The organism is Bacillus sp. MRMR6 (assembly GCF_001940785.1).
In the GTDB taxonomy this organism is placed as follows: domain Bacteria; phylum Bacillota; class Bacilli; order Bacillales; family Cytobacillaceae; genus Neobacillus.
In genome coordinates this window covers 73,511-91,713 of record NZ_MSLS01000008.1, presented here as the reverse complement: position 1 = coordinate 91,713, position 18,203 = coordinate 73,511, and the positions used below count along the sequence as shown (strand labels likewise).

The window sequence follows — 18,203 nt, the reverse complement described above, 5'->3', positions numbered from 1 at the left end:
ATCATTCACCCTTTTCATCTTTTTCTAAAATTGAAGCAGCTATTTGTTCGCCATGGAACCTGCCATTTTCAATAAAAATCTCATTTGCGTTATTACCAGCAGCGATAACTCCTGCTATGAAAATATTTTCAATATTCGTTTCCATCGTATCTGGGTTATATAATGGCCTTCCTGTTAGCTCATCTATTTCAATCCCCATTGTTTTAAGGAATTGATGGTCAGGATGATAGCCTATCATTGCGAAAACGAAATCATTATCAATCACTTTTTCCAAGTTATCCTTTACATAAATCACCTTGTCCCCGGTAATTTCTTTTACTTGTGCATTGAATTCCATCGTAATCGTGCCATTTTTGACTAAAGCTTCAAAATCCGGCAGTACCCACGGCTTAATACTTGGGGAATACTCATGCCCACGATACAACACAGTAACTCTAGCGCCTGCTTTAACAAGCTCTAATGCGGCATCAACACTGGAGTTCTTCCCACCAATGACACAAACATCTTGATCAAAATAAGGATGGGCTTCCTTAAAGTAATGAAACACCTTAGGTAAATCCTCACCAGGTACATTCATATAGTTAGGATGATCATAGTATCCGGTTGCAACAACTAGAAAACGGGATTTGTAAGTTCCTGTATTGGAACTAATCAAAAACAGATCGTCCTGCTTAGAAACCTTGTAAACTGTTTCGAAAGCATTAATTCGAAGTTCCTTTCTCTTTACAACATCTCTGTAATAAACAAGTGCCTGGTTTCGCTTTGGTTTATAATGTTCGGTTATAAATGGAATATTCCCTATTTCTAGTTTTTCACTAGTACTAAAAAATGTTTGATGAGTCGGATAATGATAGAGGGAATTCACTACATTCCCCTTTTCAATAATAAGCGGATTTTTTCCTATTTCCTTCATGGCAATGGCAGCAGCCAGCCCACATGGCCCTCCACCGATAATAATAATATCTTCTATCTGCATGTGTAACACCCCTGTAAAAAACTGACTTAAAATCAAAAACTCCTACCGTCTTATGATAGGAGTTTTTTTGTTTAGTTTCAATATTAAAACATATAAATTAAATCCAACCTCTAAAGCGGCTGGCCTCAGCCATCTTCCTTACCCCCACCATATAGGCAGCTAATCGCATATCTACACGGCGTGTTTGGGCTGTATCATAAATATTGTTGAAGGATTTTACCATTACCCGCTCAAGCTTTTCTTCAACTTCTTCTTCTGTCCAATAATAACCCTGATTATTTTGCACCCATTCAAAATAAGAAACAGTAACACCACCGGCAGAAGCAAGCACATCAGGAACTAAAAGAATTCCCCGGTCAGTTAAAATCTCAGTTGCTTCTAATGTAGTGGGACCGTTTGCAGCTTCCACCACAATGCTGGCACGAATATTATGGGCATTTTCTGCAGTAATTTGATTTTCAATCGCTGCAGGAACGAGAATATCGCAATCTAATTCAAGAAGCTCTTTATTTGATATGGTATTGTTAAACAATTTTGTAACGGTTCCAAAGCTGTCACGACGATCTAAGAGATAATCAATATCTAATCCATTTGGATCATATAATGCACCATAAGCATCTGAAATTCCAACTACTTTTGCTCCAGCATTATGCATGAATTTAGATAAAAAGCTTCCAGCATTCCCAAAGCCTTGTACAACAACTCTGGCACCCTCAATATTGATACCTTTCTTTTTTGCCGCTTCACGTATACAAATGGTAACACCCTTTGCCGTTGCAGATTCCCGCCCATGTGAACCACCTAAAACTAAAGGTTTACCTGTAATAAATCCAGGATTATTGAATTCATCAATACGGCTGTATTCATCCATCATCCATGCCATAATTTGTGAGTTCGTAAATACATCAGGTGCAGGAATATCCTTCGTTGGTCCAACAATTTGACTGATTGCTCGTACATATCCACGGCTTAGTCTTTCAAGCTCTCTAAATGACATATCTCGTGGGTCACAAATAATTCCACCCTTACCCCCACCATAAGGTAGGTCTACAATCCCACACTTTAAACTCATCCAAATGGAAAGTGCTTTAACCTCTGTTTCAGTTACATCCGGGTGGAACCTGATTCCCCCTTTTGTTGGGCCAACAGCATCATTGTGCTGGGCACGGTAGCCAGTAAATATTTTAACAGAACCGTCATCCATTCTAATTGGAATTTTAACTGTCATCATACGCAGCGGCTCTTTTAATAATTCGTATACCTCTTCCGGATAACCTAACTTTTCAAGAGCTTTATGTATAACAGTTTGTGTTGATTTCAACACATCATTTTTCCCCTCTTGAATCGTTTTTTCATTTCCTTTTTCGGCTACCATCTGTAAACCTCCTAAGTATCACTTTAACGAATGTTGTCGCTTTCAGACACAAGTATACACGTTTAATTGATTTATGCAAGAACAAAAATTCACTTTTACCGTATTTCGAAAATATTTTGTAAGCGCTAACAGTTGAGTGTTTTAGTGTGATAAAGAAGGAAAGCAGCTGGCTTAAAGTAATAGCTCATTCATGTATATATACATAAACTATTAAAGCTAACCAAACTAACCAAAAAGGTGAGTTAAGTCCTTTTGGTAGTTTGGTTAAACTTTATTTAAAATAATGCAGGATTGTTTCAACTGCGTTATCTTCAATTACCCTCTTCGCATATTCTAAGAGTACATGTTGACTTAGTATAGAAGCTGTTCCATACTCTGATAATAATGCCGCAGCCTTTTCAATCATTTCCGAATCAAGATTCTCTAAAAGTAAGTAATAGTGACCATGTAAGCAATATACACTTCCGCACATAATATTTAGCACAGCCAGCCTCTTAGAAAGGCCAATAATATCTTCAAAGCAGACAAATTCATATAAGAGGTTCTCACAGCCTTCAAGCCTAACTTGCATCTCCACAAAGCCATCAAACAAAACTTCTTCATCACTGTCTGTTTCGTCAACCGTAATAATCAAAATCATGCCTTGTGCTTGTAGAGAAAAAATTTCAACTGCGACAGAACCTTGAATTTCTACATCAAACTCCTCACTAGCCTCCTCCAACATATCATGGAAGAGCTGATGCCATTTAATTGAATCCTTCCAAATGTCCTCTTTTGAAAGTCCCCTTTCAAATAAATCATCAGAGGTTAAGAAAATCTTTATTTTATTAACGGTTAAGCGTTCTAAGCGCATATATTAAGCCCCCTGCCATGACGTAACTCTTATTTTTAGTTTATGTCATAAATTCAGGTTGGTGCTTTGTCTATGTATCATCCTTTACATTTGCCACTTCTCCCATTCAGCTATAGTTTGACCAACGAATATATTTGAAAGCTGTTTTTTCTCCACCTGCTTTAATGTACAGAATCCAGAGCCCCCTAGACCAATTCGAAGACTTGGAAATTTTTCAGTAAGCTGATTAATCAGTTCAATTGTCGGTGGTATATTCTCCTCCATTGTACAGGATATAAATAAATACTTTGGCTGAATTATTTTTAAACTCTGATCCAGGTCATCTGCACCGATATTAGCTCCCAAATCAATAACATTTAACCCCTGCCGACGTAAAAAAGACGAAAAAATTAAAAGGCCAATATCATGCCATTCACCCGGACTACAAAAGGTTACTGCTTTTGGCCGAAGCGGATTAGCCGTGTGGTTATAATAAATAGAAGCTATTCGTGACCTTATGAGCATGGAGGCAAAATGTATATGACTGCTATTTGCTTTACCCGTTTCCCATAACCTCCCCATATTAACCAGAACGTTGCTGAGTACGTCAAAGATAACTTTTTCAACAGTAAATATAGAAAATAATGTATTTATCACCTCTTGTGCCTTAGGTTCTTCAAACTTAATGAATGCTTCTAACAGCTCTTCTGTCAGTCTTACTAACTGTTGTTGATAAATAGGCTGTTCTGCATCTGTTTCTACATATAAAGGTTTTTGGTTAATCATGGCTACAGCTTGACTAATTGTAAACCCTTGATTGGTTTTCTTTAATAATATTCTTAAAAGTTTAATATGTTCCTCCGTGTACAATCGATGCCCTGAGTCGTTTCTGACTGGCGCAATCATTTTATACCGTCTTTCCCATGCCCTGAGAGTTCCCGGCTGGATTCCGAGCATTAATGATACAGCTTTAATATTATATTTACCCTCTTGGTCTTCCATCTGTTTCCCCCGCTTAACTTAGAAACGTATTAATTATTATTTTTAATACTGCTATCATGAATTAAGGTAATTAAGTGACATTCTGCAGGAGCGCCAAGCCTAAGTGGCACCCCAGTGGTACCATAGCCATTACTGATCAAAACTGTTGTGTTCCCTATTTTTTCGACTCGACCTTTTTTGTATGGACTATAGCCAAGAATATGTATTTGTCCCCCATGGGTGTGCCCGCTGAGAACAAGATTAATTTTATGATCCGGCATTAGCTTATTTTTTATATCAGGATAATGGCTGGCTAATATCTTAAAACTTTTTGACTCCGCGTCAGATAAAGCTAAATCGAGACGATCCCGCTTTTGATTGATATCATCTATCCCTAAAACAGATAATTTATCGCCGCTTTTTGACTCAAAGGTAACTGCTGTATTATCTAAAACCTTTATTCCATAGTCAAGAAAGGTAGCATCCAATTTGCGATAATCTGTTTCATAATCATTATTACCCCAAACAAAATAAACTGGTGCAAGCTGTTTAAGCTTCTTCAGATTTTCCTTAACCCTATCAAACGGTACCCCTTTTTCTGTTAAATCTCCGCCAATAATGACAATATCAGCCTTCCCTTTTACTTCTTCAATAACTTTATCAGCAATGACTCGCCTATGTATATCAGAGATAAAAAAAATCGTGACCTTGCCGAATGTTGCCGGAAATTCGCTAAAAGCAAATTCATGATGCACAATTTTATTTAAAAACGCTTCTCTCACCATATACAACAAGAGAGATATGCCTAGAAGGATACCAACCAAAATAGCAATCATCATACTCTCTTTTCCCCTTTTTTAATTCAACTGTTTAAGGAAATCATACCATAAAGAAAGCTAAAACTAAAAAGGACAGTTGTTTGTTCCCAACCGCTTTGAAAAAGGAAAAAGTAAACAAAAGTTAAACCCGTTAAGGCAGCTATGGTAGAATGTGACATGGAATCTTGTTTCCTCAACACCCCTATGACATGCTGGATCATCTCTTCCAGTAATTGGCCGCTCATAACTAATCCGAAAACGAAGGCAATTGAAGCAGCAAAGAATTCTAACGGATTGATAATTAACCTTATCATAAAATCAGAAAACTTTACGGGATGAATAACAGGAAACCATTGTATTAATAAATACCCACATAAAAAAGTCATAAAAAGTCTCCAAGTTATTTTCAGCATAAAAAAATCCCTCCCATACGATTGTATGAAAAGGATTCCTATACTTTCCAATTATCAGGCAACTAGTCCTCTTGAATACTTAAAATTCTAAAACCATGTTCTTCAAGCTTTTTAGTAAAACGATTGATATTATCTTTTTTCTCAATTTTCATGACAATTCTTCTAACTAGTTTATCTGTTTCATCAAAGGTAACAAGGGATATAATATGTTCATGGAAGTGATGGGCAATTTCTGAAAGACGAGCAATTCGTCCTTCAGTTTCAACAGAAGTAAAGGCAATTCGGACACCAGGACGATTGATTCCAAAAGCACTGCCAAATGTAGTCAACACATCAGAACGTGTTACCACCCCAAGAAATTTTTGGTCTTCACTTAGAACAGCTAACAGTGGAAAGTCTTTAAGCTCTAACAGAGTTCGCTCAAACATTTCTCCACCCTCTAAAAAGTCATCTTGATGTGTTGCCACATCATTTACTAAGGTCTCTGCTAAATACTGTTCTTTTGGCTGACCAGAAATAAAATAATTTTCATAAATATTGTAACGAGTAACAACTCCTAAATAGCGACTGCCTTCTAAAACCGGTATTCCATCAATCTGGTGCTTTTCCAGCAGTTCTAAAGCATTCATTACCGGTGTACCTTTTTCTACTGTTACGCACTCATTTCTAGGAATCATAATATTTTTTACAAACATCCCCATCACCTCAAAGTAATAATCCTGCATCATTATTATACTTCAACAATAGTAGCAAAGAACCCTCTACAAATAAAAGATTATGTCATGATATGAAGATTCTTTTCATATTTATAAACTAAATTGACCCGAGGGAGGGCTATTATGTTTACTCTATACAAAACTTGGCAGCCGTACGCCAGTCCCTATGACCCCTGCAAGCCAATACCTGAAAAAGTATACTCTACTCCCCCAAATCTTTATATGGGATTTCAACCACCAAATCTTCCACAATTTACACCACTTGAGGCCCTAAAGGCGGGAACCCTATGGAAACCCTTTTATGATCCATACTACAACCCTTATGAGAAAGCAAAAGGAGGGATTCCAGAATGAAACAAGTCCCTGCTGAATACTATCAGGTGCTTGAGCAGCTTCAAGCAGTTGACTTTGTCCTTGTCGAACTAACATTATATTTGGATACTCACCCTGATGACTTAGAAGCGATTAAACAATTCAATCATTATGCGAAAGAGAGGAAAAAAATAAAAAAACTATTTGAGAGTCAGTTTGGACCCTTACTGCAATATGGAAATAGTTATTCCGGACACCCCTGGAATTGGAATGACTCTCCTTGGCCGTGGCAGGTATAAATCGTTTTGCCTTTGACTTTTAAAATGGGTAATAATCAAACTTTAAATAGGGAGGGGAAAAAATCGATGTGGGTATATGAAAAGAAACTACAGTATCCTGTTCGTGTAAGTACATGCAATCCAACATTAGCAAAATACTTAATTGAACAATACGGTGGTGCAGATGGAGAGCTTGCAGCCGCACTTCGCTATTTAAATCAAAGGTATACCATACCCGATAAGGTTATAGGACTGCTCACTGATATTGGCACTGAGGAGTTTGCACACCTAGAAATGATTGCAACGATGGTTTATAAGCTTACAAAAGACGCCACTCCCGAACAAATGAAAGCTGCAGGCATAGGAGACCATTACGCAAATCATGATGGTGCTTTATTTTATCATAATGCCGCTGGTGTCCCTTGGACTGCCTCCTATATTGCAGCAAAAGGTGATCCAATTGCTGATTTATATGAGGATATTGCAGCCGAAGAAAAGGCTAGAGCGACTTATCAGTGGATTATTAATTTAAGTGATGATCCTGATTTAAATGATGGTCTTCGTTTCCTTCGCGAAAGAGAAATTATCCATTCTCAGCGTTTCCGCGAGGCTGTTGAAATATTAAAAGATGAAAGAGATAAGAAAAGGATATTTTAATATCAAAGAAGCAGGTCTGTCTGCTTCTTTATTTTTTTTCATGATAAAGGTTTATATCATATTTCTTTTTCATTACTTCAAAAACATGATGCCGGTTATTCCACTGTTCTTCTTTTTTCCATAAATCCTTACTTCGATCCACAATTTCACATCGTAATTCTTGATATTCCTTTTCCTTTTTATCCTTCTGCTGTCTCAAAACATTCATAGCCCCATATATGCCAAGTGTAACAAAAAACAAAAAAACACTAACGCTATCGTTGACTGAGGCAGAAAACATTGCGAAAAAGGAATAAGAATAAAATTTCGCTATTGTGAAATAAAAATAGGCAAAGAAAATAAAGGCAAAAAAGAGCGTTCCATAAATGGAGTAATAATGCCACCTTTTAGCATCATCAAATTTTTGTTTTCTTTTTCTCACATTTTCCAGCATATGTTTCGTTGCTTCATCCGTATATTCTAGTAAAAGGATTGGAGAATCCATTTTATCACCCTCCTCCCTTCATTAATATGAACTTGTCCCTTTGAATATGATTTTTACAATAAAAAAACCGATCACAGATCGGTTAATTTTCAAGTGGTATCTTCAATACCTGTCCAACATATACATTCTCATTTAACAGCTTATTCGCTTTTTTTATAATTTCCTCTCCGGCCTTCGAATGATAATATTTCATCGATATTCTAAAAAGGTTTTCACCAGGCTGAACTGTGTGGTAGATAAAATTATTTTGCTGGGTTTTCGTTTCATCATTTTTCGTTGATGCAGTTGTTTCAGGAGTTTCGACTCCATTTTCAGAAGCTTCATTTTCAGGTGGGATCACTTCTTCTACCGGCTCAGTTTCAACAGCCAAATCTACCTCAACAACAGCCTGTTCCTCTTCCTTATCTTCATCCACAATATGATCAGTATTAGCTTCTTCAAACTTTACGGTTTCGTAGCCAGAGGTAGGCACAGTAGTTTTTTCTACACCACCCCGATTCTTGTCATTATAATAAGAATTCATACTAAAGATAATGATCGGAAGAAGAATAAACGATAAAACCAATAGCCGAATGACAGGATATTTTATTTTCATCTTTGTTTTTTTTCGTTTTTGACGATGAATTTGCTCTCTTGGGGGCAGTTTATCCTGTTCAACTAAGTTTTGTTCATTGATTTTCTCAATTCTTCTCCTTAATCTTTCGGCTTGGTCACGATACGGTTCTTCCTTATTCATATTAATCTCCTTCCTGGACATTGACATCTTTTACCTTTTTACACTTAATATATAGACCTAATAAGAAATCAATGGTAAAGTGCATCACAATAGTAATAGCCAGATTATTAGTCCAATCATATATAAAACCAATTAAAAAGCTTAATAGCACAATGTTTGAAAATAAGAACCAATTAAAAAGGTATCGATAATGGATGATTGCAAAGATTATGCTGGCAACAATTAAACCAACCTTAGTCTGAATCACTCCTCGAAACAATAATTCCTCGCTAAACGCTACAAAGGCTGCAATAAATGCAATATGAAGAACATTCCTATTTCTGAAAATCCTCTCATTTAATCCCCCATCATCATAAAAAGAAGGCGGAAGATATCTCATTAACAAAATATCTAAAAGAACAACAGCGATACCAGCTGGAATCCCAATCGTAAATATTCTTGGGTCAGTTATGTCGGTATTTTGTAAAAAGGAGTAACGGTCATAAAGAAGAAATCCCAAAATAATCGACATAACCAACAAAATCAATTGTGTCATATAAAGATGAAACAATAGTTCTTTATCTGTTAGTCCATTAATTAATTCTGTATATTTTTTTTTCATTTACTTAACCTGCTATTTGTTAAAATATTTTCTAAATAGTCCTTCCATCCACTCTGATTTGCGGAAGAACCAACACTACTGTCTTTCTGTTTATATGAAGCAACTTCCAAGCCGCAATTATCACAGCAATACTCATTTTGTTCAGGCATTAATTCTTCTTCAAAATAGTTAAGGATTATTTCTCTTCTACAGGAATTGGAACGTATCCATTCTTTCAGGTATTGTATATTCTCTCTCTTTTCTGTCAATCTCCCATTCACTACTTGTAAAATCTTATTCCTCAACATCTGCAGACTTGAAATTCCTTGATTCTGATTTATTAAGTCTTGTAATAGCCTCCACTGGACTTCTGACAAACCAGCGTGCTCTCCGAACTGTTGATATGAATGGAGGGAAGAATCGACTTCTTGAAGGATCTGTGGATAGTTTCTGAACAGCCAATCTATTTGCTGTTCGGAAGGTAACTCTCCTTCAGCAAGCTGCAAGGGGAGCTGCTCATCTCCTGGAGAATATAACAATATCGCAATACTCTTTTGGCCATCTCTACCGGCCCTGCCTATTTCCTGTAAATACGATTCTATTTGCATAGGCATATGATAGTGGATAATAAAACGAATATTTTCTTTATTTACACCCATTCCGAATGCGCTTGTTGCACAAATTACGTCTAATTGGTTATTAATAAATTGCTGTTGAATAAGTATCCTTTGTTCTTGGTCTAATCCCCCATGATAAGCCATAACCCGGTTTTTCCCTTGATTCGCTAACAAAGAGGCCATTTCCTCAGCCATCCGTTTGCTAGAGAAATATATAATCCCAGGTTTTTCTAATTGTGAAACTAGGTCAAATACTCGTTGTTTTTTTCCAAGATAATCAGGGACCTCTTCTACATAAAAAGCAATATTGTCACGGTCTACTGATGATACGTATCTATTTAATTCTTTTAATTGGAGGGATTGTATGATATCTTCCCTTACGTTTTTCGTAGCCGTCGCAGTTAATGCAAGGGTAAGTGGATTTCCTAGTTTGTATCGCACTTCTCCGAGCTTCGAGTAGTCTGGCCGAAAGTCGTATCCCCATTGTGAAATACAATGAGCTTCATCTACTACAAAAAGAGAAATGGACAATTGCTGAAGCCTTTTGATGACCCATGGAATACTTAACATTTCTGGAGAAATATAGATAAATTTGTATTTAGATAAATTCTGAAAGGCATCTGACTTCTCTTCGTTAGTCAGAAAGGAATTCAACGCAACTACCCTTTTTTCTCCGAACTTCATCAGTTGTTCCACTTGATCCTGCATGAGCGATAAAAGGGGCGAGACAATTAATGTCTGCCCTTTGGTACAATAACCAGGAAGTTGATAACAGATCGATTTCCCTGTACCTGTGGGTAACATTGCCAGCGTATGATTGCCACTAAGAATAGACGTTATTACCTCTTTTTGACCTCGCTTAAACTGATCAAAACCAAAATGCTTTTTTAATAATTTTTCTAGTTCCATTATCGATCACCATACTTTGCCATAACCAGTCTTATTTGAAAATAGGAGACTTCTTCTAGGAAATTCCTAATGACCTTAAGTTGTCTGGAGGATTCTCGTTGGGAAATTTTGAGTATTTTTTGTTGGATCTCTCTCTCAACATATGTGTCTATCGAGAAATTCTCTACATTTAGGGCAAACTCTATAAGATGGTCTTCAATTGTGCTCATTTTTAATTTTCGTATTTCGGCAATTTCTTTTAAGGAGAACCCTTGGGATAACAGGCTCCATGTTTTTCTGGCTGAAAGTGTTAGTATGTCATTCTCCTGTATATCGTATAAGAGCAAAGATAACAATTTATAGCGGGTAAAATCTTTTTCAAGCCTTTGGAGGATATAATGAATGATCGAAGTAAATTCAAGGTGATAATCCATTAGATTCATTTTCTGCATATGAGCTGTTTGTATTGAGGTAAGTCCAATTTGTTGATAACCGGTTAATCGGAAGACTAATACAGAAGGATTAAGGTCCTTTGCTCCTTCAAGGCAATCTACTAATTCCAAAAAAAGAATTCTCCCCATCTCATTTTTCTGAACCAATTGTTTCTTAAGCACCTTTTTTAGCCAGTTGTGAACGTCGGAACTTTTTTGAACCGGAATATATTGGGATTCTTGGAAAGTTAAATTAGAGGTTACCTGAACCATCAAGGACAATCTTTCCCAAACTAAAGATGTCAAATGATGATATTTCCACCCATTTATATACTCATTAGGCATAGTAGTATTCAGAGCTTTTTCCCCGAGACTGCTCAGCACAAACTTTTGTTCCCCGATAGTCTCAATATATTGTTTATCGATTAATTGTTTCATGATCTGATCAAATTCTTCTCTGGTTAAAGATTCGAGTATACGGAAATACTTTTTAAGTAGAAATAAATGTGCATCCTGAAGCGTTTGAGATGACTTTTTTCCATTCAAAAGATGGTAGATGGAATAAATAGTTCTTTCTCCATTTAATTGCTTTAAACAATATAGCATAACGTTCTCGATATATTGCATATCTCCACCACTTTATATTTAGTATCGACAAATTTTGATGTTTTTCTATATTATCATAACATGAATGCATGCATTATCATATCAAGAAGAGATTCGTTACATTGTAAATAATAAGCAGGATTCAACTCTAACTTATATCTAAGTATTTAAATACTGAGCACTTTTCTATTGAAAAGTTAGTCATACAGTTTTACAATAGGAATGAGTAATGCGTTTCCATAACCAGTGGAAGCATAAGTAAGAATAATTTTTGTTATTTTATTGGGAGGTTTTTTTCATGGCAAAGTATACAATCGTTGACAAAGAAACTTGCATTGCATGTGGAGCTTGTGGTGCTGCAGCACCTGATATTTACGATTATGATGATGAGGGCATCGCATTTGTAACACTTGATGATAACGAAGGAATTGTTGAAATTCCTGATGTTTTAATTGACGACATGATGGATGCTTTCGAGGGTTGCCCTACAGACTCTATTAAAGTCGCTGACGAACCATTTGAGGGCGACGCAACAAAATTCGAATAATTGTCAAAAGGTTGTAATTAAGCTGCTCCCCCTTTTCAATAAGGGGGAATTTTTTTGCAAGGCTGTGTTAATGGATACTGTTGATTTTATAACCTGTTGATTGGAGTGAAAGGCGCTTGACTCCTCGAAAATGAAAATCACATTTTCTTCGTGCGATGTTTCGCTACCGTAGCCTTCCTTGTCCTGCGGAATGTACGAGCTGAGTGAGTCCCCACAGGTGCGAAGCTGTAATAGGCTCACGGGCGAGCCCGCGGAAAGCATAGCGACTGTAGCGTAAATCAACAGCCTAGTTTAACACAGCCTTTTGCAAAAAAGCAGCCAGATGCTCTCTGGCTGCTTTTTGACCTTAAGTATTTTTTATTAAGTTAACCGGTTGATCCAGGCTTGCATTCGAATAAACATAGCATAAAAATTGCTGACAGAATAAATAGTATTCCAGTTGTACTACCTGTCATAAGGCTTTATAAGAAATTTGATCAATTGTTACGTTTTTATTCACAAAAATACTTTTCTATTAAGAAAACCCGCTGCACTTTGCAGCGGGTTTTGATCATTGATCTACGATGAGTATTTGATTTGGTTTGATTAAATCAGACTGGAGTTGATTAAATTCCTTTAACTTGGCAACTGTTTGGTTATTTTCCCTTGCGATAGCGGTTAGTGTATCCCCAGCTCGTACAACATAATGATTTTTACTTTCCTTTGGATAGGAGCTAGCCTCTAAAGTTTCCTCACCGTTACTTTTTCTCCCTCCAAGGACAGTAAATCCTACTTCCGCCTTACCTAACAGTATTTCAGGATTAAAAGCATTTTTCTTATCGAATGTCCACTCCGTTTGATGGGTTTCAAAATGGAGGTGAACTCCTGTGGATTCACCCGTTTTTCCCATTGTGCCAATTTTGTCTCCTTGTTTTACATTTTGTCCAGGTTTTACTAATCTTTTGTTCAAATGCGCATATACGGTGACAAAATTACTTGGGTGTTTAATAAATACAACATGGCCATATGTATTGGAATAATAGGACTTTTCAATTATTCCGTCTTCTACAGCAATAATAGGGGAGTTAAGGTTCCCTGCAATATCCACTCCTTTATGATCCCCATTCCTAGTTCCATATGTATCAGATATGATGCCATCAGTTGGCCATATCCATTCCTTTTGAAGCTCATTTGACTCTGGGGTTTTCGCTTCTGTTTGTGTACCTCCAAGAAATAATAAACCAACACATAGCGCCATAATTGCGGCGATTAATAGCCGCCTTATGTAGTCTCGCAATTTTCTTCCTCCTTAGTTCTTGTCCTCTCCTTCAAAACCATATGTCAGTTTATGAACAAATAGAACATTTGGTTCCATTTTTGGAGAGGTTGCCTGAGCATACTTGTTATAATTTGGAGACATTCGACTTTTTATACAAAAAAATCGATCACTTTTAAGATCGATTTTCTTAGTATTAGAGTGGACGATAATTTGCTGCTAATGGAACTTTTATTTCAGCAGTTAATTGATAAGGTCCTAAATATTCAATTGGGGCATTTACAAATAGTACAGTTTTTAGCCCAAAATCCTTGGCCGTTAATAATATTGCTTCGACTGAATACATGGTATCAATATTATTTTCCAAGTTTGAACCATCACTTAAGGTTATGACTAATTGGGTTCCAGCTATGCTTGCATTCTGAATTTGAATGGAAGGCACCAAGGAAGAAGATAACCCCGTCTCTGGTGATGGCCCCTTCATCATAGCATTGAGAGCAGCGTTAATGTCCTTGTAAGAATCTGAAGATGGAACGAGCATTGGCAGTTGCTCACCTTCAGGTGTAAATCGAAAATAAGCACGATTCTCATCTGGATTAACGGGTAATTCATTTAAAATACCATAATTCCCCAATTCGATTCCTGGTTGACCATTTGTAAAAAATTTAATTTTACTTATATCACTATTTGATGCTATATTTCTAACCAAACTACTAATAAAGTTTGTTTCCATGGCTGATCCTTGCCCATATTTATGGTCTTTGGGTACATCAACCATTAAACTATTATCTTTAGCGTCTATAGTTAAGGTGGCATTAAGCGGGTAAAATTCACTTAAACCCCACTCTTCTTCTGTTAACTTTTCCATAGTTTCCGTAAACACTGTTAACCAATTTGCTCCCTCTTCATGAGTAACAACGGTCGAAATTGGAACTAGATTTTGCACCTGTGAATCTGGAATCCAATACGTTATAACCCTACCATTGCCTATTTCTTCCTCAAATAATAATGTTTTGCCGCCTCCAAGAGCAGCCTGTTCAAGCTGAGAATGTGTTAATTCTTCTTCGAGACTCGCATCGTCTTGTTTTTCCATCATTATTGAGTTAGCATTGTCTTCTGTCATCCTAGAGTTTTCTGCTGAGGATGACTTTTCTTCCTGGGCACGGTCTAACGAATACTCAGTTCCAACCATGAGTTTAGGAATAAGAATTAGAAAAAGAAGCGCGGCGGCGGCTGTGGCAATTCCAGGTAATAACCAGATTGGCCTTTTCCGCTTTTTTACAGAGAGATTTTGGTAGATCTCGCGAGGATGGCGCTGATCCTGTATCTTCGGCATTTGCCTCAATAAATCCTCAAGCTGTTTATCACTCCACTCTGATTTTCTCACTTTCTAAACCCTCCTTTTCGTAAAACATTTCCATGTGCTTTTTTAATACTTTTAGAGCTCGATGCTGTGTTGTCTTCACCTTACTATCTGTCCAGCCAAGTGTTTGAGCCGTTTCAGCAATAGAAAGACCATTAAGATACCGAAGGATTATTACTGATCTTTGATCTACCGTACAATATTCAAGACATTTATAGATCCACTTAATCTCTTCATTTTGAACGGTAATCTCCTCAGGTATGGGATATTCATCCTTGACTTGACTTGTAGACCAATCAAATTTATCAAGTAACCGATCTTTCCAGCCTTTTTGCTTGCGAAAGAAATCGATTGCCACATTTCTTGCAATCGAAAATAGCCATGTTTTCTCACTGCTTTTACCTTCAAACCGGTGATAAGACTTAAACACCCTGATATAAACCTCTTGTACAAGATCTTCAGCATGTTCCTTATTTCTTACCATATAAAATAGAAATTGAAAAACGTCATGATGATACTTTTGATATAGCTCATCGAAAACGGAGTCCAAATCATTTCCCCTCCCCGTTCATAGTATTAGTCGATACCTATGTATAAAAAGTTTCACATTTTTAATATAGACTTTCTGTAAATAAAAAGAAAGGCAATTTAAAGAAGTTAAAGCCTCAAACTTAAAGAAAACTCATTCAAATTGAATGAGTTGTTAAACGAAACCTTATTGTTTCTCGTGAATCAAGAACAATCGGCATAATTTTCTATTTTTTTGCTATATTCGAGGTAAAAGGAAGGTGAATGTCGTTCCTTGTCCGATTTTACTTTGAACCGATATATGTCCTCGGTGAGCATGGATGATGTTTTTAGCAATGGATAACCCTAAGCCTGTCCCAGCTCTTCCTCTTGTTCGGGCCTTGTCTGCTTTATAAAACCGTTCAAAAACAAAAGGCAAGTCTTCTTGAGGTATACCTGAACCAGAATCGGATACTTCCACTTTAATACTTTTCTCGTGCTGCGTAACGTGTAACCGGACAGAACCCCCTTCAGGAGTATGTCTAATTGCATTATCAATTAAGTTTGTCAATACCTGCTCAATACGATCTGGATCAAATGAAATGGCCGGAATATCTTTATCTAGCTCTGCACTTAGATAAATATCATTTTCCCGAGCTAGGCCTTGGAACTTGTGAACAATTCGATTCATAAAAGAATCAAGATCCATTACCTCAACTGTTAACTGGATATGGCCAGCCTCCATCCTAGCTAAATCCAGTAACTCATTTACAAGCCGTCCCATTCTTAACGATTCATCATAGATCACTTTAGCCATTTCCTTTTTCTCTTCCTGAGATTCCGCAATATCATCAACAATCGCTTCACTATAACCCTGCAACATTGAAATCGGGGTCCTTAACTCATGAGATACATTAGCTATAAAGTCTTTTCTTAACTTATCCAACTGACGTTCCTCTGTCATATCCCTCAAGACGGCAACTGCCCCACGGATAAATCGATTGCTATATAGCGGACTTACAAGAATCACCCAGTGACGGCCTTGAAGCGAGATTTCACCAACCTGCTCCTGCTCAGTATCAACTGCAAGCTGAAACAGCTCCATAACCTTTGAAGGAATAGCTTCCGTGTTACTGCTGTTTCCCCCTTTTTCGTAATACCAATACTGGAGGAAGCGGTCAGCGGGTGGATTGGTGATTAAGATGGTCCCATCACGATTAAAGGTAATTACCCCATCTGCCATACTGCTTAAGATGCTTGCTAACTGCTCTTTTTCCTGACTTAAGGCATTCATATTAAATTTTAATTGACGCCCCATCTGATTAAAGGCTGTTGCCAGCTCACCAATTTCGTCATGCGTTAATATGGGTACTTTGGTATCAAACTTACCCCTTGCAACTTCAAAAGCGGCTTCCCTCATCTTCCTCAAAGGAGCTGTAATTCTTGTTGATAGGAAAAAGGCAAATATTGTCGTCAAAATGATCGCCACACCGGCTACCAATAATATAAAACTTGTGGTAGAACGTGTTGTTTCTTGTACATCCTCCAATGACTGGTAAATAAATACGGCTCCATTCTCTTCAGGATCTAACTGAAGTGGGACACCGATAATAAAGTGTTTTGTTTCAATATCTTCACGTTCACTGGAGAGGTTAGAAACTTTCTCAACCGAAGTACGTTCCTCAAATACTTTTGCTAGTTCGTTATCATCTCTAAGTTCTGATAATTGGACCTTTACTCCGTTTTCCGTATTGGGTGAGTAATAGCTTTCATCAGAATTTTTAATGATAACCACCTTTGTAACCTCATCTATAATTTCCCAAGATATTTCAAGCCCCAGCGGAAATTGTTCTTCTGGATGTTCTTCTAAAACCCTGGCAATTTTCTCTGCCGTATGCGTCAAATCATTTTTAGTTTGAGTAATGTTGGTATTCTCAAAGAATTCTACTAGCATCACTGTTAATATAAACAGAATAAAGGATACTAAAAAAATAATAGTAAACCAAAGTTTACCTACTACACTTCTTAGAAAGGTCATTCATTTACTACCTCGAACTTATACCCCACTCCCCAAACCGTTACAATCATCCTAGCGGCCTGTTCCGAAACCTTGTTTAACTTTTCGCGGAGACGCTTCACATGCGTATCGACTGTACGTAAATCACCGAAAAATTCATAGTGCCAAACTTCCTTTAGTAATTGTTCACGGTCGAATACTTTATCTGGTGATTTAGATAGGAAATAAAGCAATTCGTATTCCTTTGGTGTTAAACTTACTTCTTTACCATCGGCAGTTACCCGGTGAGCATCATTATCAATCGTTAAATGTGGAAATACGATAATATCTTTAGATGTTGTATCAGTTTGCAAGTAAGAAGTTTGAGAAGACCTTCTTAATAGTGCCTTGACCCGAAGAACTACCTCTCTCGGGCTGAATGGTTTCACAATATAATCATCTGTGCCGACTTCAAACCCTTGCACACGGTTAACTTCTTCACCTTTTGCTGTTAACATGATAACCGGAGTCGCTTTCTTTTCTCTCAGTTCTCGGCAAACCTCGATTCCATCTTTACCTGGCATCATTAAATCTAAAAGGATTACATCATAATCATTTGCTGTAGCCTTCGCGAGTGCCTCAATTCCATCCTCAGCTTCATCAATTAGATAGTCCTCACGCTCAAGGTACATCTTTAAAAGGCGGCGAATCCTTTCTTCATCATCAACCACTAAAATCTTCACGTCTTTTTCCATTTATAATCCCCCCATGCAGTTTATTGTACAAAATGCTAATCGTTTAATCTATAATTTAAAGAAAATGGCTGTTTAAAAAG

At 37.1% G+C, this 18,203-nt stretch carries 21 protein-coding genes; 4 read left to right on the top strand and 17 right to left on the bottom strand.

What is annotated here, in order from left to right; genetic code table 11:
* Position 1: 1 nt before the first annotated feature.
* From BTR25_RS10400 to BTR25_RS10370, 7 genes are all read right to left on the bottom strand, one after another.
* Positions 2-976 carry a YpdA family putative bacillithiol disulfide reductase gene (locus BTR25_RS10400; RefSeq protein WP_075688011.1) on the bottom strand — a complete coding sequence of 325 codons (975 nt, stop codon included), beginning with the start codon at positions 974-976 and terminating at the stop codon, positions 2-4.
* A gap of 97 nt (positions 977-1,073) precedes the next feature.
* Positions 1,074-2,351 (bottom strand): Glu/Leu/Phe/Val family dehydrogenase, encoded by a 1,278-nt coding sequence (locus tag BTR25_RS10395; protein WP_075688010.1) that lies wholly within the window; start codon positions 2,349-2,351, stop codon positions 1,074-1,076.
* Positions 2,352-2,622: 271 nt separating this feature from the next.
* Positions 2,623-3,204 (bottom strand): genetic competence negative regulator, encoded by a 582-nt coding sequence (locus BTR25_RS10390; protein WP_075688009.1) that lies wholly within the window; start codon positions 3,202-3,204, stop codon positions 2,623-2,625.
* An 84-nt stretch (positions 3,205-3,288) separates the two neighbouring features.
* A complete protein-coding gene (locus BTR25_RS10385) occupies positions 3,289-4,185 on the bottom strand; it encodes a MerR family transcriptional regulator (protein WP_075688008.1) in 897 nt (298 codons plus the stop codon).
* Positions 4,186-4,214: 29 nt separating this feature from the next.
* Complete coding sequence (locus BTR25_RS10380) at positions 4,215-5,003, bottom strand: metallophosphoesterase (protein ID WP_075688007.1); 789 nt, start codon at positions 5,001-5,003, stop codon at positions 4,215-4,217.
* Between the two features lie 23 nt (positions 5,004-5,026).
* Entirely contained in the window at positions 5,027-5,395 is a 369-nt protein-coding gene (locus BTR25_RS10375; RefSeq protein ID WP_075688006.1) for a hypothetical protein, read from the bottom strand.
* 62 nt (positions 5,396-5,457) lie between these two features.
* The gene (locus BTR25_RS10370; protein WP_075688095.1) at positions 5,458-6,090 is read right to left on the bottom strand and encodes a CBS domain-containing protein; all 633 of its coding nucleotides are present in this window, start codon (positions 6,088-6,090) and stop codon (positions 5,458-5,460) included.
* A 144-nt stretch (positions 6,091-6,234) separates the two neighbouring features.
* Here BTR25_RS10370 and BTR25_RS10365 point away from each other — a divergent pair, with 144 nt between their 5' ends.
* The 3 genes from BTR25_RS10365 (at position 6,235) to cotJC (ending at position 7,358) form a co-directional block, all read left to right on the top strand.
* Positions 6,235-6,465: a spore coat associated protein CotJA gene (locus BTR25_RS10365; protein ID WP_075688005.1), complete on the top strand. Its 231-nt coding sequence runs from the start codon at positions 6,235-6,237 to the stop codon at positions 6,463-6,465.
* Positions 6,462-6,722 carry a spore coat protein CotJB gene (locus BTR25_RS10360; protein WP_075688004.1) on the top strand — a complete coding sequence of 87 codons (261 nt, stop codon included), beginning with the start codon at positions 6,462-6,464 and terminating at the stop codon, positions 6,720-6,722. Before BTR25_RS10365 ends, BTR25_RS10360 begins: the two co-directional genes overlap by 4 nt.
* A 66-nt stretch (positions 6,723-6,788) precedes the next feature.
* Positions 6,789-7,358 carry a spore coat protein CotJC gene (gene cotJC, locus BTR25_RS10355; protein ID WP_075688003.1) on the top strand — a complete coding sequence of 190 codons (570 nt, stop codon included), beginning with the start codon at positions 6,789-6,791 and terminating at the stop codon, positions 7,356-7,358.
* 28 nt (positions 7,359-7,386) lie between these two features.
* On the opposite strand, the gene BTR25_RS10350 is transcribed toward cotJC, so the two are convergent.
* The 5 genes from BTR25_RS10350 to BTR25_RS10330 form a co-directional block, all read right to left on the bottom strand.
* Positions 7,387-7,842: a DUF2663 family protein gene (locus tag BTR25_RS10350; RefSeq protein WP_075688002.1), complete on the bottom strand. Its 456-nt coding sequence runs from the start codon at positions 7,840-7,842 to the stop codon at positions 7,387-7,389.
* 82 nt (positions 7,843-7,924) lie between these two features.
* Positions 7,925-8,578, bottom strand: a complete 654-nt coding sequence (locus tag BTR25_RS10345; RefSeq protein ID WP_075688001.1) for a LysM peptidoglycan-binding domain-containing protein — start codon at positions 8,576-8,578, stop codon at positions 7,925-7,927.
* Position 8,579: 1 nt separating this feature from the next.
* Positions 8,580-9,179, bottom strand: a complete 600-nt coding sequence (locus BTR25_RS10340; protein WP_075688000.1) for a CPBP family intramembrane glutamic endopeptidase — start codon at positions 9,177-9,179, stop codon at positions 8,580-8,582.
* Positions 9,176-10,684, bottom strand: coding sequence for a RecQ family ATP-dependent DNA helicase (locus BTR25_RS10335; RefSeq protein ID WP_075687999.1), 1,509 nt, complete (start codon positions 10,682-10,684; stop codon positions 9,176-9,178). The genes BTR25_RS10340 and BTR25_RS10335 overlap by 4 nt, the downstream gene beginning before the upstream one ends.
* Positions 10,684-11,721: a YpbB family protein gene (locus BTR25_RS10330; RefSeq protein ID WP_075687998.1), complete on the bottom strand. Its 1,038-nt coding sequence runs from the start codon at positions 11,719-11,721 to the stop codon at positions 10,684-10,686. Before BTR25_RS10330 ends, BTR25_RS10335 begins: the two co-directional genes overlap by 1 nt.
* Before the next feature lie 277 nt (positions 11,722-11,998).
* On the opposite strand from BTR25_RS10330, the gene BTR25_RS10325 reads away from it, so the two are divergent.
* Positions 11,999-12,247, top strand: coding sequence for a ferredoxin (locus BTR25_RS10325; protein WP_075687997.1), 249 nt, complete (start codon positions 11,999-12,001; stop codon positions 12,245-12,247).
* A 550-nt stretch (positions 12,248-12,797) separates the two neighbouring features.
* On the opposite strand, the gene BTR25_RS10320 is transcribed toward BTR25_RS10325, so the two are convergent.
* From BTR25_RS10320 to BTR25_RS10300, 5 genes are all read right to left on the bottom strand, one after another.
* Entirely contained in the window at positions 12,798-13,523 is a 726-nt protein-coding gene (locus BTR25_RS10320) for a peptidoglycan DD-metalloendopeptidase family protein (RefSeq protein ID WP_075687996.1), read from the bottom strand.
* A gap of 175 nt (positions 13,524-13,698) precedes the next feature.
* A complete protein-coding gene (locus tag BTR25_RS10315) occupies positions 13,699-14,889 on the bottom strand; it encodes a GerMN domain-containing protein (RefSeq protein ID WP_075687995.1) in 1,191 nt (396 codons plus the stop codon).
* Positions 14,867-15,415 carry an RNA polymerase sigma factor SigX gene (gene sigX / locus BTR25_RS10310; protein ID WP_075687994.1) on the bottom strand — a complete coding sequence of 183 codons (549 nt, stop codon included), beginning with the start codon at positions 15,413-15,415 and terminating at the stop codon, positions 14,867-14,869. Before sigX ends, BTR25_RS10315 begins: the two co-directional genes overlap by 23 nt.
* Before the next feature lie 216 nt (positions 15,416-15,631).
* Positions 15,632-17,410 (bottom strand): ATP-binding protein, encoded by a 1,779-nt coding sequence (locus BTR25_RS10305; RefSeq protein ID WP_075687993.1) that lies wholly within the window; start codon positions 17,408-17,410, stop codon positions 15,632-15,634.
* Positions 17,407-18,123, bottom strand: coding sequence for a response regulator transcription factor (locus BTR25_RS10300; RefSeq protein WP_075687992.1), 717 nt, complete (start codon positions 18,121-18,123; stop codon positions 17,407-17,409). Before BTR25_RS10300 ends, BTR25_RS10305 begins: the two co-directional genes overlap by 4 nt.
* Between the last annotated feature and the right edge of the window lie 80 nt (positions 18,124-18,203).